At 54.4% G+C, this 21157-nt stretch carries 14 protein-coding genes, 1 tRNA gene and 1 pseudogene; 5 read left to right on the forward strand and 11 right to left on the reverse strand.

Annotated elements, in window-relative coordinates:
• Positions 1-16 precede the first annotated feature (16 nt).
• Genes pgaD through pgaA form a run of 4 tightly spaced genes read right to left on the reverse strand, consistent with a single transcriptional unit; the run spans position 17 to position 6156 of the window.
• Positions 17-451 carry a poly-beta-1,6-N-acetyl-D-glucosamine biosynthesis protein PgaD gene (gene pgaD / locus O1722_RS03900; protein ID WP_032655018.1) on the reverse strand — a complete coding sequence of 145 codons (435 nt, stop codon included), beginning with the start codon at positions 449-451 and terminating at the stop codon, positions 17-19.
• Positions 448-1779, reverse strand: a complete 1332-nt coding sequence (gene pgaC, locus O1722_RS03905) for a poly-beta-1,6-N-acetyl-D-glucosamine synthase (protein ID WP_015571860.1) — start codon at positions 1777-1779, stop codon at positions 448-450. Before pgaC ends, pgaD begins: the two co-directional genes overlap by 4 nt.
• Positions 1772-3709 carry a poly-beta-1,6-N-acetyl-D-glucosamine N-deacetylase PgaB gene (gene pgaB, locus O1722_RS03910; protein WP_033487657.1) on the reverse strand — a complete coding sequence of 646 codons (1938 nt, stop codon included), beginning with the start codon at positions 3707-3709 and terminating at the stop codon, positions 1772-1774. The genes pgaC and pgaB overlap by 8 nt, the downstream gene beginning before the upstream one ends.
• Positions 3710-3717: 8 nt before the next feature.
• Complete coding sequence (pgaA, locus tag O1722_RS03915) at positions 3718-6156, reverse strand: poly-beta-1,6 N-acetyl-D-glucosamine export porin PgaA (RefSeq protein ID WP_033487656.1); 2439 nt, start codon at positions 6154-6156, stop codon at positions 3718-3720.
• A gap of 668 nt (positions 6157-6824) precedes the next feature.
• Here pgaA and O1722_RS03920 point away from each other — a divergent pair.
• Positions 6825-7352 carry a helix-turn-helix transcriptional regulator gene (locus O1722_RS03920; protein WP_045324834.1) on the forward strand — a complete coding sequence of 176 codons (528 nt, stop codon included), beginning with the start codon at positions 6825-6827 and terminating at the stop codon, positions 7350-7352.
• A gap of 61 nt (positions 7353-7413) precedes the next feature.
• Here the strand turns inward: O1722_RS03920 and O1722_RS03925 are convergent, their stop codons facing one another.
• Positions 7414-10446, reverse strand: coding sequence for an autotransporter outer membrane beta-barrel domain-containing protein (locus tag O1722_RS03925; protein WP_100151313.1), 3033 nt, complete (start codon positions 10444-10446; stop codon positions 7414-7416).
• A gap of 116 nt (positions 10447-10562) precedes the next feature.
• Positions 10563-10877 (reverse strand): lipoprotein, encoded by a 315-nt coding sequence (locus O1722_RS03930; protein WP_017382737.1) that lies wholly within the window; start codon positions 10875-10877, stop codon positions 10563-10565.
• A gap of 175 nt (positions 10878-11052) precedes the next feature.
• Between O1722_RS03930 and O1722_RS03935 the strand changes: the two genes are divergently transcribed.
• The 3 genes from O1722_RS03935 to O1722_RS03945 all read left to right on the forward strand — a co-directional run bounded on the left by O1722_RS03935 (position 11053) and on the right by O1722_RS03945 (position 14197).
• A complete protein-coding gene (locus tag O1722_RS03935) occupies positions 11053-11685 on the forward strand; it encodes a response regulator transcription factor (protein WP_017692678.1) in 633 nt (210 codons plus the stop codon).
• Positions 11682-13469: a hybrid sensor histidine kinase/response regulator gene (locus O1722_RS03940; protein WP_033487653.1), complete on the forward strand. Its 1788-nt coding sequence runs from the start codon at positions 11682-11684 to the stop codon at positions 13467-13469. Before O1722_RS03935 ends, O1722_RS03940 begins: the two co-directional genes overlap by 4 nt.
• A gap of 401 nt (positions 13470-13870) precedes the next feature.
• Complete coding sequence (locus tag O1722_RS03945; protein ID WP_023298582.1) at positions 13871-14197, forward strand: hypothetical protein; 327 nt, start codon at positions 13871-13873, stop codon at positions 14195-14197.
• Here O1722_RS03945 and O1722_RS03950 read toward each other — a convergent pair.
• From O1722_RS03950 to O1722_RS03960, 3 genes and pseudogenes are all read right to left on the reverse strand, one after another.
• A pseudogene (locus O1722_RS03950) lies at positions 14175-14993 on the reverse strand (DUF4225 domain-containing protein). The gene O1722_RS03945 and the pseudogene O1722_RS03950 overlap by 23 nt on opposite strands.
• A 521-nt stretch (positions 14994-15514) precedes the next feature.
• Positions 15515-15590 (reverse strand) — tRNA-Phe (locus O1722_RS03955).
• Between the two features lie 95 nt (positions 15591-15685).
• Complete coding sequence (locus O1722_RS03960) at positions 15686-16399, reverse strand: DUF554 domain-containing protein (protein ID WP_017692680.1); 714 nt, start codon at positions 16397-16399, stop codon at positions 15686-15688.
• Positions 16400-16580: 181 nt separating this feature from the next.
• On the opposite strand from O1722_RS03960, the gene O1722_RS03965 reads away from it, so the two are divergent.
• Positions 16581-18725 (forward strand): ornithine decarboxylase, encoded by a 2145-nt coding sequence (locus O1722_RS03965; protein WP_033487670.1) that lies wholly within the window; start codon positions 16581-16583, stop codon positions 18723-18725.
• Positions 18726-18794: 69 nt separating this feature from the next.
• Here the strand turns inward: O1722_RS03965 and O1722_RS03970 are convergent, their stop codons facing one another.
• Both O1722_RS03970 and O1722_RS03975 read right to left on the reverse strand, forming a co-directional pair.
• Positions 18795-19487, reverse strand: coding sequence for a response regulator (locus O1722_RS03970; protein ID WP_015571854.1), 693 nt, complete (start codon positions 19485-19487; stop codon positions 18795-18797).
• Entirely contained in the window at positions 19477-21114 is a 1638-nt protein-coding gene (locus O1722_RS03975; RefSeq protein ID WP_033487652.1) for an ATP-binding protein, read from the reverse strand. Before O1722_RS03975 ends, O1722_RS03970 begins: the two co-directional genes overlap by 11 nt.
• Between the last annotated feature and the right edge of the window lie 43 nt (positions 21115-21157).

Raw genomic sequence — 21157 nt, forward strand, 5'->3', positions numbered from 1 at the left:
TTGCGGGGGCGTTTCATTACTGCTCTTCCTCTTCCTGCTGCTCGCTGATCTTCAAATCAATGATCCGGCCAATCTGGTCATGGTAAACCGTCAGCAGGTTGTACTGGCTCATCTCGGACATAATTTGCGGCGTGACGTTAAAACTTTGGGCAAGCTCGTCATGGCGCAACATTTCCGGATGACGCCGCCTCACATGCGCGCGGCGGCGATTGTACTGATACCACAGGATCAGCAGCCAGCCGTTGAACGCGGCAATCAGCAGATAGACCAGCACCGTATTAAAAGAGGCGATAATCACGCTCCAGCGGTGATCGCCCTCCTCGGTTAACTGCATCCACAGCCTGGCGTAAAGGAAAAACAGGAATCCTCCCCAGGCTATCAGCGTTAATGCGGCATCGAAAAGACGCGGTGCCAGCCGCTGTTCAGTCAAAATTAACGTATTCTCGTTCATTGAATGCTCCCTTTACCCCGGTCCGGACTGATCCAGCGCGCGCGGGCGCGTTTACGTTTAAGCATGACTTTCGGAAATGCCACGAGGGTGGTAAACAGGCCAATCATCCAGTACACCATCGGGAACCAGATTACCCAGAACAGCGAGCCTGCCACTTTCCGCTCGTAGCGCCGCTCGATATACAAACTGACGAGGAATTGCAGCAGGCACATCACACCCAGCAGCAGCCCGGTAAACGCCGGGGGAAACAGGCTCGCAACGGCCAGGTTCGCGGGAAGAGGGATAATATGGCTGAGAATGAACAACACCACGGTTGCCCCATAGGCAAACGCCCACAGCGTTGATAGCGCGTACTCAAGAAACAGGGGCCACATGCGATGATGCTCCCAGCGGGCCATCTTGCGCAGGTTAACCAGAAACACCTCTGCCCCCCCCTGCGCCCAGCGCAGACGCTGTTTCCACAGCCCCTTTAGCGTCTCCGGCATCAGGATCCAGCACAGTGCCCGCGGCTCGAAAAAGATATCCCAGTGGCGAAGCTGAAGCTTCCAGCTTATGTCGATATCCTCTGTGATCATGTCCGGGCTCCAGTACCCGACATCCGCCAGCGCCTGTCGGCGAAAGGCGGCGATGACGCCGGAGACGGTAAAGACCCGGCCATAGATCCGCTGCGTTCGCTTGATAAGGCCAATAATGGAAGAAAACTCGCCCACCTGAATGCGGCCAATCAGCGTTGAGCGCGTGCGAATACGCGGATTCCCGGTGACGGCCCCAACGTGGGGATACTGAATCAGCGGTGCCACCAGATACGCCGCGGTGTCGCGGTCGAGCAGGGCGTCGCCGTCAATGCAGACCAGCAAATCGCCCCGGGCCGCCGCAGCGCCGGCCTTGAGCGCCACGGCTTTCCCCTGGTTCTCCGCGAGATTAATCACCCGCAGGCGCGGTTGCTCTCGCGCCAGCTGTTGCAGTACCTCCGCCGTGTTATCAGAAGAACCGTCGTTGATGGCGATAACTTCCACATTCCAGTACCGCTGACCCAGCGCGGCGCTAATGGTCTCCCGTGCGTTGCGTTCCTCATTGAAGCAGGGAATAAGAATCGAGATTAACGGCTCACCGGCTAAGGCGGGGGCGGGTGTTGCGTTATCCCACGACCAGTGCCGTTCAAGCTGAAACCAGAAATAGAGGCCGCCGGTTACCCAGAGCACGGACATAAACAGCGGCCAGAAAAAGACAAAGTCCAGAATCAGTTCGCCGGTAAACAGCGCGGCTACGCCTAACGGCAACCCGAATACCAGACACAAAATAGAGAAGGCGATAATGCGATCAGTCATTGTCAGGATACCAGTACGAAGAAAATTCAGGTCTGATACGTGAGATATCAGGTTGGTTGTTGAGGAAGTCGTCGGGGTAATAACCGTAATTTTTGATGCCGTTCAGCTGGAGCACCCGCATCCACTCCATCAGACGTTCATCGGCTACGGCACGCTGCGGTTTCTGTGCCCAGTCCCTGGCCTGTAGCTCAAAAATCGTTTTATTCAGCGCGCCGGGGCGTGCGGCGACGGCTTTGACTAAACGCGTCAGCCAGGCATTGCTCTCTTCTGCCGGGACGGACTCCATCAGCGGCATTGCCATCGGCACCGTCCAGTCGTAGGCCGCCAGAAAATCATCGAGATTTTGCGCAAACCATGCCTCGCTTTCCGGCTCGAGAATGGGCAACGCGAACATGTTCCGCGCGGTTTTGATCTGCGGGCCACGGATGTTTTTCACCGCCTGGCTCAGGGTGCGTGTAAAGCCGATAAGTCGCTGACTCTTCTGTCGGGTCGTGTCCTGTCCGGCATCGTCAACGTCCGTCAGCACCGCGTCGTCATGAAATAAGATGCCATTGAAGCTGGCATAGCGGGCCAGATCTTCATAGATCTCCGTCACCTGCTGGCGAACCTGCGGACTCCTAGGGGAGAGCCTGATATAGAGCTCGGCGGCCACGGTCAACTCTCCCGTTTGACGATCCCGGCGCTGCACGCGCGGCAAGGCTGGACTGAGATCGAAAGAGAGAACCGGCATCCACGCGAAGACTTTCACTCCCGCGCGGGTTTGTAGCTGCCAGGCGACAAAATTAAAGAGATCGGCCCGGACCGGAAGCCGGCGGTTGGGGAAATAGAGCGCGCCGATCCTGCCGTCGCCCCGCGGATCCGAAAACGCCTGGAGAAACACATGGCTGATTTTCATGTCGTAGACCCGCTGGACGAGTTTGTTGATGTTTTTCGTCTGCTGGGCCGGATCGGGATCGTAGACGTAATCGAGATCAACATGCATGACGCGCACCGGGTCAAACTCCTGAACGCGGCTAACCGTGTTGGCAAAGGTTTTTATCGACGGATTTCCGGCGATCAGCAGGCGCGGGATGTTGCCGAGGTCGCGCACGTTTCCCAGCCCGTCCTCCAGGGTAAAGGCCAACTGATAGCCCTGTTTTTGGGCGATAGCGAGCGACGTACCGTTGGCAGCCCCATAGGGCCACACCCAGGCACGCGGCGCTTTTCCCGTCACCTGGGTGATTTTATCGGTGACTTTGCGTACGTCTGCGGCGATCCGCTGGTTGAAGTGTTCATCGGTTTCGTAATGCCCCGTCGCGTTATCGAAAAAACGGTTGGCGATGGCGGGTTCACGGCTTCCCTGCGGGTTGGCCGGAATGCCGTAATGTGAGGCCCAGGTATGCGAGCCAATCTCAATCAGCGGGGACTGGCTGAGCTCGCGAACCATATCCCAGGTGGCAAAGCGATCGCGGGGCGTCATCAGACCGCCGAAGTTAACTTTTTGATTTGCCGGCGTATCCACCCAACTGCCCACCGGCGCCCACAGCGCAGGAACGTTCCAGGCCTGAAGCAGAGGCCAGACCCGGGTGTAAAAGCTGCTGTAGCCGTCGTCAAAGCTGAGCAAAACGGCTTTCGGCGGCAGCGCTTTTTTCCCTTCATGCGCATCCAGAATGTCCTGCACGCTGATGGCGTGATAGCCGTTGTGCAAAAGCCAGCTTATCTGCTCGTTTAACGCGCTGGTGCGAACGGAGAGGTAGCGCTGATCGGCGGCATCATCTTCAACGTCGTGGTAGGCCAGGACCAGAAACTGATTCTCCGGCCAGGGTTTGCTGGCCTCCAGCTGCGGCCTCTTTTCAGGGGCCATAAAGGAGAGCGGCTGCGCGCAGAGGCTCGCGCTGAGGCAGAGCCAGCCGATGACGATCAGGCTTACAGAAAAACGTGTGTTCAGCATATTCATCCTTAAAAGCGTAAAGTCGCATCTAACGTGACGGAGAGATTGCTCTCGCGTTTGCCGTCGTAAGGGCGCTTATCCCAGTTCAGCATCACGCCAGTATCGACAACGTTGTTCCACTGGATGCGTTGCCCGTAACCCAGCAGGGTAACGGCACCCGCGGACTGATTTTTCTGCCAGTAGCTGCCCCCTCCTGCCACGAACTGCTGGCTCCAGAGGGTGTCGTAGTGGCGGTACATCTCATGGTCAACGGACAGGGCAGCCGTCACGGACAGATCCCGTACCGGGTTGTAATAGAGCGTATTCCGCAGGCTGTTTTTACTGGCGGCGATCCCCGGTTCGAGATCCAGCGTCAGGGTCGGGGTCTGCCAGAGACGCTCTTTCCCAGAGAGGGTGTATTCCTGACGGCGGTTGTGGTCTGAGAAGCGGCTGACGGCGGCGTTGAACTGGTATTCACGTCGCTCGTTTTGATACCAGCGCACCCCACCTTCACCCCGGTTGGCGCTGATCCCATTGCGTAATGCCCGTAAGGGTGTGGCGTGTGACAAGCGTTCGAGGTTACCGCTGACCTGCCAGTGATCACTCAGGCTGTAGGTTGTTGAGAGCCGTGCGCCCGGCCTGTTTGTACCGTGATAGCGGTTGCTGGAGAGCTCGGCTTCGAGCGTGAGGTCACGGGGGCGCCACTCAACGCCGCCCAGCAGGTGGCGGCTGATGCCTTTACCTTCGTCGAAATTCCCCTGGGCATAGCGGGCGCCGGCAAACAGCCGCCAGTTATCCGCCACGGGCGGGCCATAGAGCGTGGCGTCCCAGCTCATGTCGTGGCTACCGCTGACGGGGTTATCTGAGTGCAATCCTTTACCCGCGTTCAGACGCAGCTCAGACATATGGTGGACCGCACTGAGTCTGTCCAGGCGACGGGCGCTGCGATCGGCGGGGGCGCGAGCAATTACGTCAGCAGCCAGTAAATCCATCTGGCGCCACTCCTGAAGGTCCATTGCGACGTAAGCCTGCTGTTTTTCAAGCTCCAGATTCGCGGGTTCAAGCGCCTCTGCTCGTTTAAGCTTTTGCTCGGCCGCGCGCGGCAGGCCTCTGGCCTGAAGCAGGGCGGCATAATCAATCTGTAACCCCTGATTTCCCGGCGCCGTTGACGCCAGACGATACGACAGCTTTTCGGCCTCCGGCAGGGCGTTGGTCGCCAGCAAATAGTTAAGTTTGAGAGACTGTCCGGTGAGCCACCGATCGTTCGGCTGAGCGGTCGGGGATCCGAAATCGTAGCGGGTCCAGGGAACGCTGCGGGTCTCGCGCTCAACGTAGCGGCGGGCGGTCTGATACTGCCCCGTATCCAGCCAGGCGTAGAAAAGCGCATGCTCCTCATCCTGCGGATCGGAGGCGTAGTGTGGATAGCGTTGCACAAGCGAGAAGGCGGCGACGGTGTTTTTCTCCTGCAAATATGCCGAGATCACCCAGCCGATGGCCCAGTCCGGTACCGGATGCTGTGCGGCCGTCAGCGCCTCATATTCGCTAATGACCTGCCGGTAATTACCCTGCGCATACAGGGCGCCAAGCCGATCGATACGTGCAAGGACGACGTCTTCAGCCGCCTGCGGTTCGTTTTGCCAGCGGGAAAGCAGGGCGTGATAGCGATCTAACGCGTTTTGTGCCAGCCGCAGGCGCTCTTTCTCCGTTCTGCCAGGCACATCCGCCAGGCGTACCCTTTCAGCCGCGGCGTTACGCTCAAGGCGGCGGCGCTCCGCGGGAGACATCGCCGCGCTTTGCGACAGCCAGAGTGCAGGCGTGCTTACCCGGTTTTCCGTTAACGCATCGATCGTCTCGCGAAGAAGGGCATTATTCCCGGGAGCGGCGTTCAGTGCGCGCATGTCCGCCAGCAGCCGGTCCCCGTTTTTTCCCTGGCGCATCCAGACATAGGAGAGCGTCTCAAGGTGCGCGGGAGAAGGATCGTCCTTAACCAGCTGCCGGGCTTCCGAAAGCGCGAGGCGATCTCCGCGGGCATCGGCCAGGGTCTTAACATAGCCGATGCGGTAATCGTCGTTATCTGGCGCAAGGCTGAGCGCCTCTTTCCACAGCGATAAGGCGGATGGCCAGGCTTTTTGGTTTCTTCTGGATTGGGCGACGGCAGCGATGGCGCGAGCGGGCAGCGGCATATAAATACCATAACGCTGCCAGACCCGGATAACCTCATCATCGCGTCCTGCCCAGGAGGCTACCTGTAACCAGTCCGCAACCTGTCCGGGTGTTAAAGCATGCTGTTGCTCATAGCGCTGTAGGTAATCAAGAAACAGAGCGTAATTACCGTTACGTGCCTGTTGTATCTGATGCTCATAAACGGATTCATCAGCCTGAACCAGAACAGGAAAGAGTAAAAGCAGGAGCAATAATATTGTGGTGCGATAAAAGAATAACGTAGTGAAGCTAAGCGATCTTTCCATATCTATTTGCCATTTGTTTATCGTGAATCCATTGCATAACACGGCCGCCTTTTAACTCTGTGTTAAAGGGCATAAAGGAGAACATTAAATCTGAATGATGCTACGTTATGGGGTACTTACTTAAAGGTAATTATGAGCCCTCATCTCAGTGGTCTGATTGGGCTTAATGTACACCCGATATGTTGGGGGATAAATAAGTTGAAAAGCGGCTGGGAGGTTTTGAGATAATTCTGGAAGAAGTAAGTTTTTTACATAATTCAGTGCAGGATTGTTCTTTTTAACTGATTGATGTTAAATGTTTTTTCTTTTGCTGCTTCCTGTTTTTTTATATTAGAAATGAAGTTCTGCTGAGTTAATTAAAGTACTTTCTGGTGCATGTTTGGGAAGTTTCATGACAAAAATTCTTAATGTTCAGAGAAGTGACTTTTCTGAAATTCTTTTTTATTTATAATTAACGCCAGGCATTGAGTGATAGTCTACAAAAAGTCTAGCTCACCAATGTCATATTGAGGGATGATCAAAGCCAGAAAACATTTGCCGTTAATGTAAAACGCTATAAACGAAAGCGTTCTTGTTTCTTAAGAGGCGGGCTTGCTTTAATCTAAAAGGGATGGTTAGTGGCGACTTCAATAGTGTTAGTGACTCAGGATTGTTTCCTTGTCAGGGGGATGCGGCTATTTTTCCCGGATATAATTTGCCTCAGTTCGATAGACAGAAACATATTTGATACCGACGCAAATGAATATACTGTACTGATTGATAGCCGTACGCCGCTCCGTTTATATGATTACCTGATACGCCATCCGGCCAGAACGAGAAAAACGATCTGCTGCGTTATGCTGGATATGCGTCCTCGAGAGGAGGATCTTCTCAGTATGAAGCTGTTTATGAACACGTCGCTTACGGCTCCGGATATGGCGTCGTTATTCAATCTGGTGCTTGATATGAAAGGCAGGCGTCTGACAACCAAATGGCTGCTTAACTTACGGCTGAGTCGACACGAAGCGATAATGATCAGGTTGCTGAAGGCAGGGAGGTCAATGGAAGAGATTGCAGATAAGCTGAATATGTCGGTTAAAAGCCTCTATCGCAAGCGAACGGTGCTGTCGGAGCGGTTAGGAGCAGGTAACTTCAACGAGGCGTGTTTGTTTATCTTTAAAAACAAACTGCTGGACGTGGTTGGGAACGATCCCTAGCTTCGTCAGAAGCCAAAAGCAGAAACCCGCCACGAGGGCGGGTTCTTTTAATGGAAATAATTCAGAACGACCAGCGCAGATTGGCGTTAACAGAGTTGACGCGGGTATCCGCACCATATTGTCCCTGGTAACCCACATCCAGCGTCGCAGCACGCGACAGCTGTACGCTCACGCCGATATCACCGACAATCACATCCTCATCCACGGCCTGTCCCTGAGTAATGAACGCGTCGCTGCCCGCAAACGCCATGCGCGAAGAGGTATTCTTATCGCCATAGGCGTGCTGCCAGCCCAACGAACCGTAGAGGTTAACGTGCTTCGGCAACTCGGTCACACCGCGCAACCCGAGTGTCGTATAGAAGGTGTTCATCGTTTCGTTACGGACGCTCAGCGCAGCGGCACCGCCGTCTTCCCTGAAGCTGTCGGTATGCAGCCGGATGTACGATAAATTGACGAACGGCTCAATATTCCTGTCTGGCTGGCCGAAACGGTAGCCCGCTTCGGTGAACGCCAGCAGGGAGTTCGCGTCGTAATCTGACTTCAGCCGATCCGAGAAGCCGCTGAAATCAACATTGCGCTCGCCTTCGATCTTGTGCCAGGTGTAACCCAGCGCGCCGCGAAGGGAGAACGCATCCTGTTGACCCGCCGCATACAGACCAAGGTGATAGTTGTCGGTATCCGTTGAGGAGCGACGGCTGTCGACGTCATAATCACCCCGGCTGTAGCCGAAGTAGCCGCCGACACGCACGTTATGGTCCGCCAGTTTGCGATCTGCCCCCAGCAGGAAGCCGGTGGTGTTGCCGTCCAGCTTGCCCACGTTACCGTCGCCGCTGTTTCGGCTCCAGGAGCTGAAGGTCTGGCCCCAGACGCCATTGTTTTGCGGCTCCGGCTGCTGCACCAGCGACATGGCTAACGGTGGTATCGGCAGGCTGTCGTTATCAAACGCGCGCTGCATCCGCTGGTTTAACACGTTAAACACCTGCGTGCTGCCAGCGATCAGGTTGGACTGCATTGACGGATAAACTTCACCAGAAAGCTGGTTGAACGCCTCGCGCGCTTCCGGTGCGCTTAGCAGAAGCAGCGAGTTATACAGCGCCAGCGACGGGCCGCTTTGCGTCAGCGTGGAGAGCGCGCCAGCGGTATTCCACTGGTTGCTGCTTTGGGCCACGGTCTGGAAAATGCCCGGCTTGCCGCTGCCCGGGTTTTCACCTCCGGGGTTTTCACCACCAGGATTCTCACCGCCAGGATTTTCTCCTCCTGGGTTTTCACCGCCAGGATTCTCACCGCCAGGGTTTTCGCCTCCGGGGTTTTCTCCTCCAGGATTCTCGCCACCGGTCTCTTTCTGCGCGATGGTCAGATCGACGGCGTTGGTGCTTTGCTTAAGCGCCACGTCGAGGAAGGCGGATTTGGAGATCGCTCCGGCGAACTCACCGTCGATTCCCCCGTCGGAGGTCAAAATGCGGTAGCTTTGGCCCGTTTTATAGCTGGTTTGCGGATCCAGCGCGGTGACCTGTACCTTAGCCTGATTGCTGATGGTGGTTTTGCCCGATACCAGTAGCTGGTCGCTGGGGCCATCTCCTGCGATATCCACGTCATAGAAGGATTCGCCGATAAAGTTCAGATAGCGTTTCAGCGTCAACGTACCGATATTGCCGTCGCCGGGCGAGATATGTCCGCCGGACAGGATCTCAGTCTGGCCCAGCGTCCCGTTGCCGCCCAGCGTGCCGCCGGACTTGATTGACGCGGCACTGCTGTAACCCACCCCGTTGCTGACGTCTGAACCCGCCGTCGCGTTGAGGATCAGCGTACCGCCGTTCTCCGCGCTAAGGGTCTGGACGTCAAAGATATCGTCTTCTGGCTGGGTATTAATATTGCTGGCAATGATGACTTTACCGCCCCGCGCGGTTACGTTCGCCTTGAGTGCGGAAAGATCGCCGTTCAGCGTCGTCTGCCCGGAGGTATTGATCACATCACCTTCACCGCTCATCGTGTTGCTGAAGAGGTAATTTCCGTCGGTATGGTTGAAGTAGACATAGCTGCCGAACAGTCCGCCACGCAGGCTGATTGCCGTCTTCGCATCGAGGGTACCTGCGCCGCCCGCCGTGCCAAGCGTTGGCTCAGTTAAACCCGTGCCGGTGTCCATATTGCCGCGGCTGCCGATAATGAGCGCACCCCGGTTCGAGCCGGAACCCGATGTCCCCACGATTAGCGCATTGCTGCCCGCGGAAAATGAACCTCCGTCAATCACAGACAGCACGCCATTGCCATAATCGCCCACGTTCACGCTGCTGCCGCTGGTAAAGCGCGAGTCCTTGCCCGCAATAACCAGTTCGGCGGTTTTCCCTGCGCCGGAGACGCCCGCCACCTGCACGCCGCCAACGTTAACCACCCCGCCGTTCAGCACGTCCAGGTCGCCATAAAGCGTCAACGTACGGCCAACGTTCCACTGTGACCCGCTCCCCATGACGGTGGCTTTCGGGCTCAGCGTGTCGGTTTCACCCGGTCCGGTACCGTTGCCGATGCGTACATCGTAAGCGGTATTGAGCGCAGCGCCGTCTCCAATCGCAAGCGTAGAGCGTGCGCCCAGATCGGTGCCTACGCTAAGAAAATTACTGGTCACACGAGAACCGGCACCCGTGGCGATTAGGTGGCTGTCGTAGCCGCGGGTGGTGCCGACAACGATCTCCTTCGCGCTCGCAAGCGCGCCCTCTTCGACTCGCAGGGTGCCGAGGCCAAGATTCAGGTCGCCGCGCAGGACGTACCGATCGTTCACCGCGTTAAGCTCAGCGTCTGGCCCACGGACCGTGACCACGCTTTCATAAATTTGGCCGTCGAACAGCCGACCGATATTGATGTTATAGGCGGTGATTTTGCCATTATCGATCAGCAGGTTTCCGCGTTGGTTACGTCCAACATAAACATCTCCGGTGTAACCCAGCGTTTCGGTAATACGCGACTCGCCATCAAAAAAGGCATCGGCTGCACCCGCGACATCGGCAGGTAAAAAAAGTAACAGCGGCGCGGAAAATAGAGCGAGGTAAAGTCTGGAAAGCGGTGTCTTAACCGCTAAAGAATGTGATGAAGAGTTATTCACGGGCTATCTCCGTACTCATTAGCATGATGTCAGGAACATCGTTTTTATATGAAAACTCAGATACGTCAGATAACGTAAAAGGCGTTATTTCAGTACGCCTTTTAATGCGGTGCTAATTATTTATGTGTGACAACTGGTGTACAGGTTGGCGCGCTCAGCGTCGGTGCAGATCCTAAAATTCCCGGCATCATCATCGATGAACAATCGAAAATACGCCCTTTTTCTGTCGTGGCGCGATAAGAGAGTTTTTGTCCTCCCAGTGCGTCCGGCTGGGCGCCATTAACGTTGGATACGGTTATTTCATCCGATGAGCCCAGTCCCAGCATTTTAGCGGTCTCCGCCTGTAGGAGTGGAATAGCCTGATCGGTTTTCAACGTGGAACAACCGGCTAGCATCAACGTAACGGTTAAAACGATTAGTGGTTTTTTCATAAATTATCCTTGATATCCAACCAGTTAATTTCACTGATTGTATTTATGTTTTCTTTTACCCAAATCAGCGAATAATATATTTCTCTTTCCTAATCGAAAAAACCCTCCTAAAGTAGGGTGGGTAGATAATAATTCATCTGTACTCTAAGATATGCGAAGGTAAAAGGAGGCTCCTTTGGGACAGAATTATGCGTTAGTCGTTGATGACCATCCATTGGTAGCAAGCGGCATCGCCAATTTTCTGATTACACATTGCCAGTTTAAGCAGGCGTGTGTGGTGACGAATGAGGATGATTGCTACCGCCAAATTAGGGATCATGGCCCGCCACGTTTGCTCGTAATCGATTTTTGGCTCTCTTCCGGAACGGCCCTGAAATTACTCAAAGAAGTAAAGCAACTTTACCCACAGGTACGACTCCTGGTGGTCAGCGGGGATGACAATAATGATATCTGGCGCAAAGTTAATGCCGCCGGGGGACACGGTTTTGTATTGAAAAGCGAGCCACCTGAGATGTTCTCGCGGGCCGTTTTCGCACTCACTGATAATCAGACATGGTTTCCTGAGGGAAACGAAATTTCCGTTAAGACGAATAATGAGAAGTTAAGTAAATTTAACTTAACGCCGCGACAAATAGACGTGTTAAATATGATTATGCGCGGCCTGCCAAATAAACGCATCGCCGCCCAGCTTTCAATTTCTGAGCCCACGGTCAAAGAACACATCAGCAATATATTGAAAAAGATAGGCGTTAACAGCCGGGTCGAAGCCATCACGCTTCTGCATGGCAAGCAGGAACCGTCGGAATGAGGTTTTTTCAGAGCTTACAAAATGATGGTATCTCTCCTCCGGCGCAGATCCGTTTGCTAAACAACACCTTTCTGCGGCTGGTATTCAGCTTTAGTGCAGTGCCCTTTGTTGGTATTCCTTTCGCCATCTGGATTTATATGCTTGGGGACGACCTCGGCCCAACGATTATCTGGATAATTATTTATCTGCTATGTGCCGTGGCGATACGAATATTGCACCGACGCTATCAGCGTGAAGCGAAAGAAAACGGTGAAAGGGACGTTCTGCGACGCTGGCTTCCGCGTATTAATAATATTGCCTTTATTCACGGGCTGGGAATTTCATCACTCTATTTAATTACGCCACAGACGCAGAATTTTGACTTTTTCCTGTTACTTAATATCAGCATTGCCGCCATCGTCGCCGCCAATGCGACGCATCTGACGCCTGTCATCAGTACCTTTACGCGTTTTTTCTTCGCCTCCTGGGGGGTGCTGAACCTCGGTATTATCTGGCGGCTGGATGAGTTGATGTTCATCGTGCTCATGCTGAATCTGCTTTACGGCTTCGCGATTTACCGCCATGCGTTAACTTCCCATGCGTTCTTTATTCAGCAAGCGCTGCTTGAGGAAAAAAGCTCACGCCTTGCGGAACAGTTTCGTCAGGCCAAAGAGGACGCGGAGCAGGCACTGCTGGATAAAAATCAGTTTCTGACCACCGCCAGTCACGATCTGCGCCAGCCCGTACACGCAATGGGCTTTCTGATCGAAGCCATCCTCCACCGAAACCGGGACGACAGCCTGACGCCGCAACTCCTTGACCTTCAGCAGAGCGTTCGCTCGGTGCATTTAATGCTCAATTCTCTGCTCGATCTGAGCAAAATAGAATCCGGGAATGTCCTCTCTGCCCCGACCAAAGTGGATATCGGTGCTCTGCTCGACTCGGTCATCACGCTGTTTCGTGAAGAGGCCAACAGCCGCGCGCTTAGGCTGTGCATCCGGCGGCCTAAACGCCGTATCGACGTGATGGGCGATCCGCTGCTGGTGCGACAGTCCCTGATTAACCTGATTCAAAACGCCCTTCGCTACACGCTCCAGGGCGGGGTGCTGGTCGCCATCCGACCGCGCGGTGACGAGTGTATGGTGGAGGTGTGGGACACGGGAGTCGGTATCGCCGATGAAGAGAAGGGCAAAATCTTCTCACCTTACTACCGCCCCGAGCTGGCATGGAAGATCGACAGCGCCGGGCACGGGCTGGGACTGGCCGTCGTTGCCCGTTGTGCCAAGCTGATGAAGGTGAAATACGGAATGCAATCCATTGAAGGTAAAGGCTCACGCTTCTGGATGCGCTTTATCCAATATGCTGGCGAAGATAGCGTGCTGGACACCCCGCCCGCCGCTGACAACACCGCCACGCCGGTACGCTATGCGCCGCTGCACGGTTCCTGCCTGGTCGTTGATGACGACCCGCTGGTGACGTCTGCCTGGGAGAGCCTGATGAGCGTCTGGGGAATCGACGTACGCTGTGCGGCCTCGGCTGAAGAAGCGTTTGCCATAATCGACGACGGCTTTACGCCGTTCGCCGTGCTGTGCGACCAGCGTCTGCGATCGGGCGAAAGCGGCTTCGATATCCTGAAAGCGCTTTTTGAACGTCTGCCGGATATGAGCGGCGCGATAGTCAGCGGCGAATTTAATTCACCGGTTCTGCTGGAGGCGGAGCAGGAGGGTTACCTGGTGCTGCGCAAGCCTCTGGAGCCGGCTAAACTGCATGCGCTGCTGACGCAGTGGTCGGGGTGTCGTGGATAGGGGAATAGATAATAGCAGCATTGCGCTTCACTGTAGGGCCAGATAGTACGCGGTGTCCTGCTGTGATGCCAATGTGTCGGTATGGTTGAGCCGCTGAGGGAGGATTTCGCGGGCCTGATTAATGATTTCATCGTGCATGATTCAGCCTCCTGTGGTGATCTGCATGTTGCTTCTACCGGGCAGGGCGGGAGATGTTGGAAGCGGCCCCGAAGGAGTCATTAGAGTTGCTACCAGCGAAGTTCCGCAGTGGGCAATAATGTCAGTTTTCGAGCGTATACTCTAAGATATCTTCAACTCGTTGATATATATAAATTTGACGAATATCGTCAGGTAGCGATTTATCCGCCAAATTAAGTTAAACTTCGTCACAGGTTTCAGTGAGTTATGGGACGGATAATAGAATGACCAGCGAAGAGGCACTTTTAAAATCAGGTTTTAGCAAACGAGATCTTCAAAAGTTAAAAAACAATATTGAAAATTACGGTGGTTCGTTTGATAGCGTAACTCATGATCTGGCCAATCGTTTTAAGGCTATGAAGTGGATAACTATTATTGCCTTCATCATACTGGCTTTAACTCTTTTACTTGCATCCAAGGATACAAGCCTGACACTTGCGCTCACATTATTGATTGTACTACCTTTCATCTGGTATATAACGCCAGCAAAACTTGGCTACAAATCCTGGCGTTATCGTAAAATGCTGACTAATTCTGGGACGGGTCGCTGACGGACAACAGATCAAAAATAATCTTAGCTTTCACGCCATAACCCGCTATTTTCATTGTAAGCTGCGGGCGGCTCAGTGTGCTCACCTTTCGGTAATAGTCAGCAGGGAGATAACGAAACAGTCGCCAGGTACCAGGTCGCCGTAACAAGCCAAAAATGGTGTACGCATTAGCGGCCAGTGAAATTGATTTGTAGACACCTAACCCATTCTCACGACTAAAGCCCATAAACTCAGCTGTAGACATCGCGGCATTCGCGACCAGCCCTTCACTGGTAGTGTTGTTAGTTGCGTAGCGAGCCACTTCTTTACTGATGCTGTTTGTCCCGTCAGTAACCAGAATCGCACCAGCAAGAACCCCGAGAGGGGTCATAGTGCCTATGAGGGTAAATCCTGCGGCTATTTCAGCACCGGCCAGGACAACACTAACAGCCGAGATCACATACCCAACAATTTTGTTATTCTCTCGGATAAACTCGACTTTAGCGTAAAGCTTCGCTGCCTACGTTCTTAATAAACGCGCTTGTTCCAGCAGGTTACTGTTTTCTTCTCTGAGAATTTTAACGCATTCCATGCATTCTTCATCTGATTTAGCCCGACGAGCTAACGTAAACTGATGTTCTATGAGGTCCCGAATTTCCTGAACAAACTTCATTCGAGTCAAACTATCGCTGAGATGAAAAGCCGACAGAGTGTTGGCTGTATTTACCAGTTTCCTGGCTTCCATATTCACCATAGTTTCCGCCCAGGCTTTATTTCTTCCATCTGAGCGCATCATGTTAAGTAATGCTGCATCCATTGTAGTTCCTCTCAATTGCTTTACCGGCCTCTGCTTAGACTGATAAACGCCCCCATGACAGCCATGCGTGCCAACGCACACACAATATAGTAGCAATGTGGTTACGGTGTCTGAAGTAGAAGTCGCTTTTTACAGCTTCGTTCCTCGGCCTACTTTACTGCGGTTAGCCAGGGCCTGTTCCAGCAGTGTACGGAACGCCGAAAGGTCACTTTTCAGGATGTCCCGGATGGATTTACCACCGATGAATCTAATAAAACAGTTAGCCGATGGGGGGTAATCACGGATACGTGATGCCGCTCTGTCGGGCTCTGTCCAATTGATATGTGCATTTGTAATGCTCAAATAGATCGGTGAAGGTCAGGTTTTTCTGCTTCTGTGTGGCGGTAAAGGCGGTAAACAACGCCAGTTGTACCACCGGGAAGCGGGGCCGGAGGAGAGATAAGGGCGGTAACTACTGTTCAAACAACGAGTTGCTGACTCAGAAAGCAAAAACCCCCGCCGAAGCGAGGGTTATAAATAAGTGGTGCCCGGACTCGGAATCGAACCAAGGACACGGGGATTTTCAATCCCCTGCTCTACCGACTGAGCTATCCGGGCAACGGGGCGCATTAAACCCGATCCTCCCTCCGGCGTCAACGAAATTTGTTGCTTTCGGTGCAGACTGCACACTCTCTCACCATTTCGTCGCAAACTTAAGCGAAAAAGCGCGTCCAGAGCGCGGAAAGCGGCATCGCGAGCAGCAGGGCAGGGAGCATGTTCACCACTGCAAACATCTTAATGCCACAGATGCGCAGCCCTGTCGCCAGCAGCAACAGGCCGCCGACGGCGGTAAAGTCTGCCATCATCGCTGGCGTTGTCAGCGGCAGGATCAGCGTGGCGCAGGTGGCCAGCGCCAGCTGAATAAGCAACATTGGCACACAAATCGCGGCGACGGCGATGCCGAGGGTGGTGGCAAAAATGGTGGCAGTAAAGAAATCCAGAAACGCTTTCGCAATCAATATGCTGGGATCGCCGGTCATCCCTTCCTGCATCGAACCGAATATCCCCGTGCCGCTGGCGCAGAACAGAATAATGATCGCAACGTAGTTCTGAATAAACGACTCGTGCGTGCCGTGCTTTGCCTTGCCCGGTCGGGCAATCAGATTTTTGGCTTTGCCTACCGCGTGATTAATACCTTTTTCCAGATAGCAAAACTCGCCGATGAGCGCGCCGAGCAGCGTCGCCAGTACCATCACCGGCAGGTTGGCGCATTTCACCACTAAAAGGATACCAATCCCTAACGACGCCAGGCCAAAAATAGAAGGCATGGAGACGCGAATACGCTCCGGCAGGCGCTGACTTAATACTGCCCCAAGTACACCGCCCAGCAATACGGCTCCCGCATTGATAAAGGGTCCAATTACCACGTTTAACTCCTGTTATTTAAGCACTGGCATTGCATGATTATGGCACGTTCGTCCCAGATTACGCTTAGCTTTGGGAGGTGTAACGCATACTGATTCCTTCTTGCACCTGAAAATAAAAGGTGACATGATTGCGCGAATTTTCTCCTTCCTGTCTCGCCGTTCGGTGAGGGTATTTGCGCCTATGAAAACCATGAAAATTGCCGTCAGCCGTGAGCTGGTATCCAAAGTTTCTACGCATCGCGAAAAAGTTATGCTGGATAACACCGATTTCACCGATGTGGCGGCAGTTGTCATTACGGTTGTTGAAAGCTACAGCGGCATTCTCGCATTGCTGAAGCGTACGGGCTTTCAGTTACCGGTATTTTTGTTCTCAACAGAGCCAGGAGAGGTGCCAGAGGGTGTCACGGCGATCATCTCGGGTAAAGCACAGGAATTGCTGGAACTGGAATCTGCCGCCTGCCGGTATGAAGAGAACCTGCTGCCACCCTTTTTTGACACCCTGAGCCAGTATGTGGCGATGGGAAACAGCACCTTTGCCTGTCCGGGTCACCAGCACGGTGCCTTTTTCAAAAAACACCCGGCGGGGCGGCAGTTCTATGATTTCTTCGGTGAGAACGTTTTTCGCGCCGACATGTGCAACGCCGACGTTAAGCTGGGCGATCTGCTGATCCACGAAGGCTCCGCCAAGCACGCGCAAAAGTTCGCGGCGAAAGTATTCAACGCGGACAAAACCTACTTCGTGCTGAACGGCACGTCGGCGGCCAATAAAGTGGTGACCAATGCGCTGCTGACCCGTGGCGATCTGGTGCTGTTCGATCGTAACAACCACAAGTCCAACCATCATGGAGCGCTGATCCAGGCCGGGGCAACGCCTGTCTATCTTGAGGCAGCCCGTAATCCGTTTGGTTTTATCGGCGGGATTGATGAGCACTGCTTTGATGAGGCCTGGCTGCGGGAACTGATCCGTGACGTCGCGCCGCAGAAAGCCGCCGAGGCGCGCCCGTTCCGTCTGGCGATCATTCAGCTCGGCACCTACGATGGCACGATCTACAACGCCCGTCAGGTGATCGACAAGATCGGTCACCTTTGCGACTACATCCTCTTTGACTCCGCCTGGGTCGGCTACGAGCAATTTATTCCGATGATGGCGGAAACGTCTCCGCTTCTGCTGGAACTGAACGAGAACGATCCGGGAATTTTCGTGACCCAGTCGGTCCATAAGCAGCAGGCCGGGTTCTCGCAAACGTCGCAGATCCATAAAAAGGATAACCATATTCGCGGTCAGTCGCGCTTCTGCCCGCATAAGCGGCTGAACAACGCGTTTATGCTGCATGCATCCACCAGCCCGTTTTATCCGCTGTTCGCGGCGCTGGACGTGAACGCCAAAATTCACGAGGGCGAGAGCGGACGCAGGCTGTGGGCAGAGTGCGTCGAGCTGGGCATTGAAGCGCGCAAGGCCATCATCGCCAACTGCAATATGATCAAACCGTTTATCCCGCCGGTGGTGGCGGGGCGGCCATGGCAGGATCACCCCACACAGGCTATCGCCAGCGAGCGTCGCTTCTTTAGTTTTGAACCGGGTGCAAAATGGCACGGTTTTGAAGGCTATGCCCGCGAGCAGTATTTCGTCGATCCGTGCAAGCTGCTGCTGACCACGCCGGGCATTGATGCTGAAACAGGTCACTATACCGATTTCGGCATTCCTGCGACCATTCTCGCCCACTACCTGCGCGAGAACGGCATTGTGCCGGAGAAGTGCGATCTCAACTCCATCCTGTTCCTGCTGACGCCAGCCGAGAGCGCGGAGAAGCTAATGCAGCTGGTGGCAATGCTGGGGCAGTTTGAACAGCATATTGAAGACGACACACCGCTCGCGGATGTGCTTCCGACCATCTGTCAGAAATACCCGGTGCGTTACCGCGACTACACGATCCGTCAGCTGAGCCAGGAGATGCACGATCTCTACGTCAGCTTTAACGTGAAGGATTTACAGAAGGCGATGTTCCGTCAGGAGAGCCTGCCTGCCGTGGTGATGAACCCGCAGGATGCCAACCAGGAGTACATTCGCGGGAACGTCGAACTGGTGCGTATTCGTGACGCCGAAGGACGCATTGCCGCCGAAGGTGCGCTGCCATACCCGCCGGGCGTGCTGTGTGTGGTGCCCGGGGAAGTCTGGGGTGGAGCAGTACAGCGCTACTTCCTGGCGCTGGAAGAGGGCATTAATATGCTGCCGGGTTTCTCCCCAGAGTTGCAGGGCGTTTACAGCGAGAAAGATGCGGACGGGATTAAGCGGCTTTATGGATACGTATTGAATGTCCGAACGTAGGCCGGGTAAGCGTTAGCGCCACCCGGCGAGTGCCCGGCGGCGCAAGCTTACCAGGCCTACAATACTGCGTCAGGCTTCTGCGCGGCGGTACATCCTTCTCGGATGCCCAATCTTCCCGTACAGCATCTCCACCGTCAGAAAACCCACCTCCACGCAGTGTTCCAGATAGCGCCGGGTGGTGGTTTTACTCAGGCCCGTCTCGCTCACCACCTCATCCACCGTAAAACAGTGCGCCGCCTTGTTGTTAAACAGCATTTGCACCCGCGCCAGCGTGTTCTCCTCTATCCCTTTGCTGCCGTTGTCCAGGCGATAGTTTTTCGCCTGCAACTGATAGAGTGAATCGACGTTCTGCTGGTCGACGATCTTCCAGACGCGCTGCTGTTCGGCAAACTGCACAAAACGTTCCAGCGACTGGCTCAGGCGCTTCCAGGAAACCGGCTTGAGGATGTAGTCGAACGCGCCGTTACGAATTGCCTGGCTACAGGTGTCCATATCGCTGGCGGCGGTGATGAAAATCACCGAGCAGTTGGCGCGGGTGAGCATCGGGTTGCTGATAAGGGTGATGCCTTTGCCGTCCGGCAGGTAGTTATCCAGCAGCATCAGCTTCGGCTGTTTGCTCTCCAGTTGTACCTGCGCGTCGGCCAGCGACGCGGCAATCCCCACCAGCCTCAGGCGCGGATGTTTACCGATAAGCTCCGCGTGCAGTTGCGCCAGTTCGTTCTCGTCTTCAACAATCAGTACGTCGATAAGTTCATGTTGCATAGTCGGTATCTTCCAGTTCCTGTACGGGGTGCCGGGCCGTTCCCGTTGCGGGAATAAACAGTGAGAAAATGGCACCGCGTGGGGGGTTATCGGCAACTTCAATTGCACCGCCAGCCTGTGTGACATAGCTTTCAATCAGATACAGGCCAATACCATGATCGCCGCGCGTTTTGGTGGTGATGCCGCGCTCAAAGATCCGGTCGCGTATCTCCGGTGTGATGCCGACGCCCTGGTCGGCGACTTCAATAATCAGTTCCTGCTCGTTCAGCTTTATCAGCACGTCCACCGGGGCATGCGGGAGCGGTGCACGCTGGGTCGCTTCAATGGCGTTATCCAGCAAGTTCCCGATGATCGAGATAAGTTCCGATTCGAGCAGCGGCAGGAACGGTTTATCCACCCGGCAGGCCGGGTCGAAACTCAGCTCAACGCCTTTTTCACGCGCGCGGGCGGCCTTTCCAAGCAGCAAACCACACAGCGTCGGAGAGCTAAAGCGGGACGAGATAAAGTCCAGCAGCTCCTGAGCGTGTTCCGACTGCGCCTGTATGTAGCGAATCGCTTCGTCATAACGGCCCATATGCAGCAGGCCGGACAGCGTAGTCATGCGGTTCAGCTGTTCATGGCGCATGATGCGCAGGTTATCAACGTAGCGCTTCACCTGGCTGAGCTGGGCGCTGAGCGAGTCGATCTCGTTGCGATCGCGAAAGGTGATCACCCAGCCCTGCAACGCATCTTCCAGCATGATCCGCACCCGGCTGGCAATAACTGTGAGATCGTTAAAGCGACAGATCTCATCGTGGGTGTCTTTCGCAAGCATGGTTTGCGCGTTGAAGAACGGGACGGGCGCGATCACCTGGCTGATGAGTTGACCCCGCAGTTCGCGGGCGGGCTGACGTAAGCCTAATAATTTACGCGCCGCCTGGTTAATCACCTCAATGCGAAGATCGTCGTCGATGGCAATCACCCCTTCATAAATGGATTCCATCATCGCCTTTTGCTGGCGCACCAGCAGGCCGATTTCGCGCGGCTCCAGAGAGAATATCTGCTTCTTGATGCTGCGGGTGAAGAACCAGGAGAAAATAAACAGGGCGATAAGCAGCAGCACGGCGGCAATCAGGATATTAACCACCTTGCTGACGGTGATGGTGTCCAGATAGCTCGTGAGATAGCCTACCGAAACAATCCCCACCACCTGCCCGGCATCATTAAAAATGGGCGCTTTGCTGCGCAGCGAAATGCCTAACCCGCCCTTGCGGATGGTGATGGTGCTTTTGCCGTGTAATACCTCGTCGTTATCTCCGCCAACCAGCGTTTTGCCTACCCGGTCGGCAAACACGGAGTGGAAAAGATGCAGCCCCTTATTGTCACCAATCACAATAAAACTGGCGTCGCTGCGGGCGGCTATTTTCTGCATAAAGTCATGGATACCCAGGATATCCTTTTGTTCGACTTCTTTTCGCAGGGTAGGAATAAGCGCAATTTCTTCGGCCTGTATTTTTGCGCGCGCGCTCATTTCCTGATAAAGCTGTCTGCCGACATCGACATAATAATATCCGCCCAGTAATGCGAACAGCACTGAGAAAAAGGCGACCAGCGAAATAAACAGCTTGATCTGAAACGATACTTTCATAACTATCACGCGAGATATCAACAGGTCGGCTGAATATATCATC

The organism is Enterobacter cloacae complex sp. HYC003_NIDB (genome assembly GCF_056673375.1).

Bases quoted from the DNA above. Each gene is read 5' to 3' on its own strand.
- O1722_RS03965 (WP_033487670.1), top strand. From the start codon at position 16,581: ATGAAAACCATGAAAATTGCCGTCAGCCGTGAGCTGGTATCCAAAGTT.
- pgaC (WP_015571860.1), bottom strand. From the start codon at position 1,779: ATGACTGATCGCATTATCGCCTTCTCTATTTTGTGTCTGGTATTCGGG.
- pgaD (WP_032655018.1), bottom strand. From the start codon at position 451: ATGAACGAGAATACGTTAATTTTGACTGAACAGCGGCTGGCACCGCGT.
- pgaB (WP_033487657.1), bottom strand. From the start codon at position 3,709: ATGCTGAACACACGTTTTTCTGTAAGCCTGATCGTCATCGGCTGGCTC.
- O1722_RS03970 (WP_015571854.1), bottom strand. From the start codon at position 19,487: ATGCAACATGAACTTATCGACGTACTGATTGTTGAAGACGAGAACGAA.
- O1722_RS03975 (WP_033487652.1), bottom strand. From the start codon at position 21,114: ATGAAAGTATCGTTTCAGATCAAGCTGTTTATTTCGCTGGTCGCCTTT.
- O1722_RS03945 (WP_023298582.1), top strand. From the start codon at position 13,871: ATGACCAGCGAAGAGGCACTTTTAAAATCAGGTTTTAGCAAACGAGAT.
- O1722_RS03930 (WP_017382737.1), bottom strand. From the start codon at position 10,877: ATGAAAAAACCACTAATCGTTTTAACCGTTACGTTGATGCTAGCCGGT.
- O1722_RS03920 (WP_045324834.1), top strand. From the start codon at position 6,825: ATGCGGCTATTTTTCCCGGATATAATTTGCCTCAGTTCGATAGACAGA.
- pgaA (WP_033487656.1), bottom strand. From the start codon at position 6,156: ATGGAAAGATCGCTTAGCTTCACTACGTTATTCTTTTATCGCACCACA.
- O1722_RS03940 (WP_033487653.1), top strand. From the start codon at position 11,682: ATGAGGTTTTTTCAGAGCTTACAAAATGATGGTATCTCTCCTCCGGCG.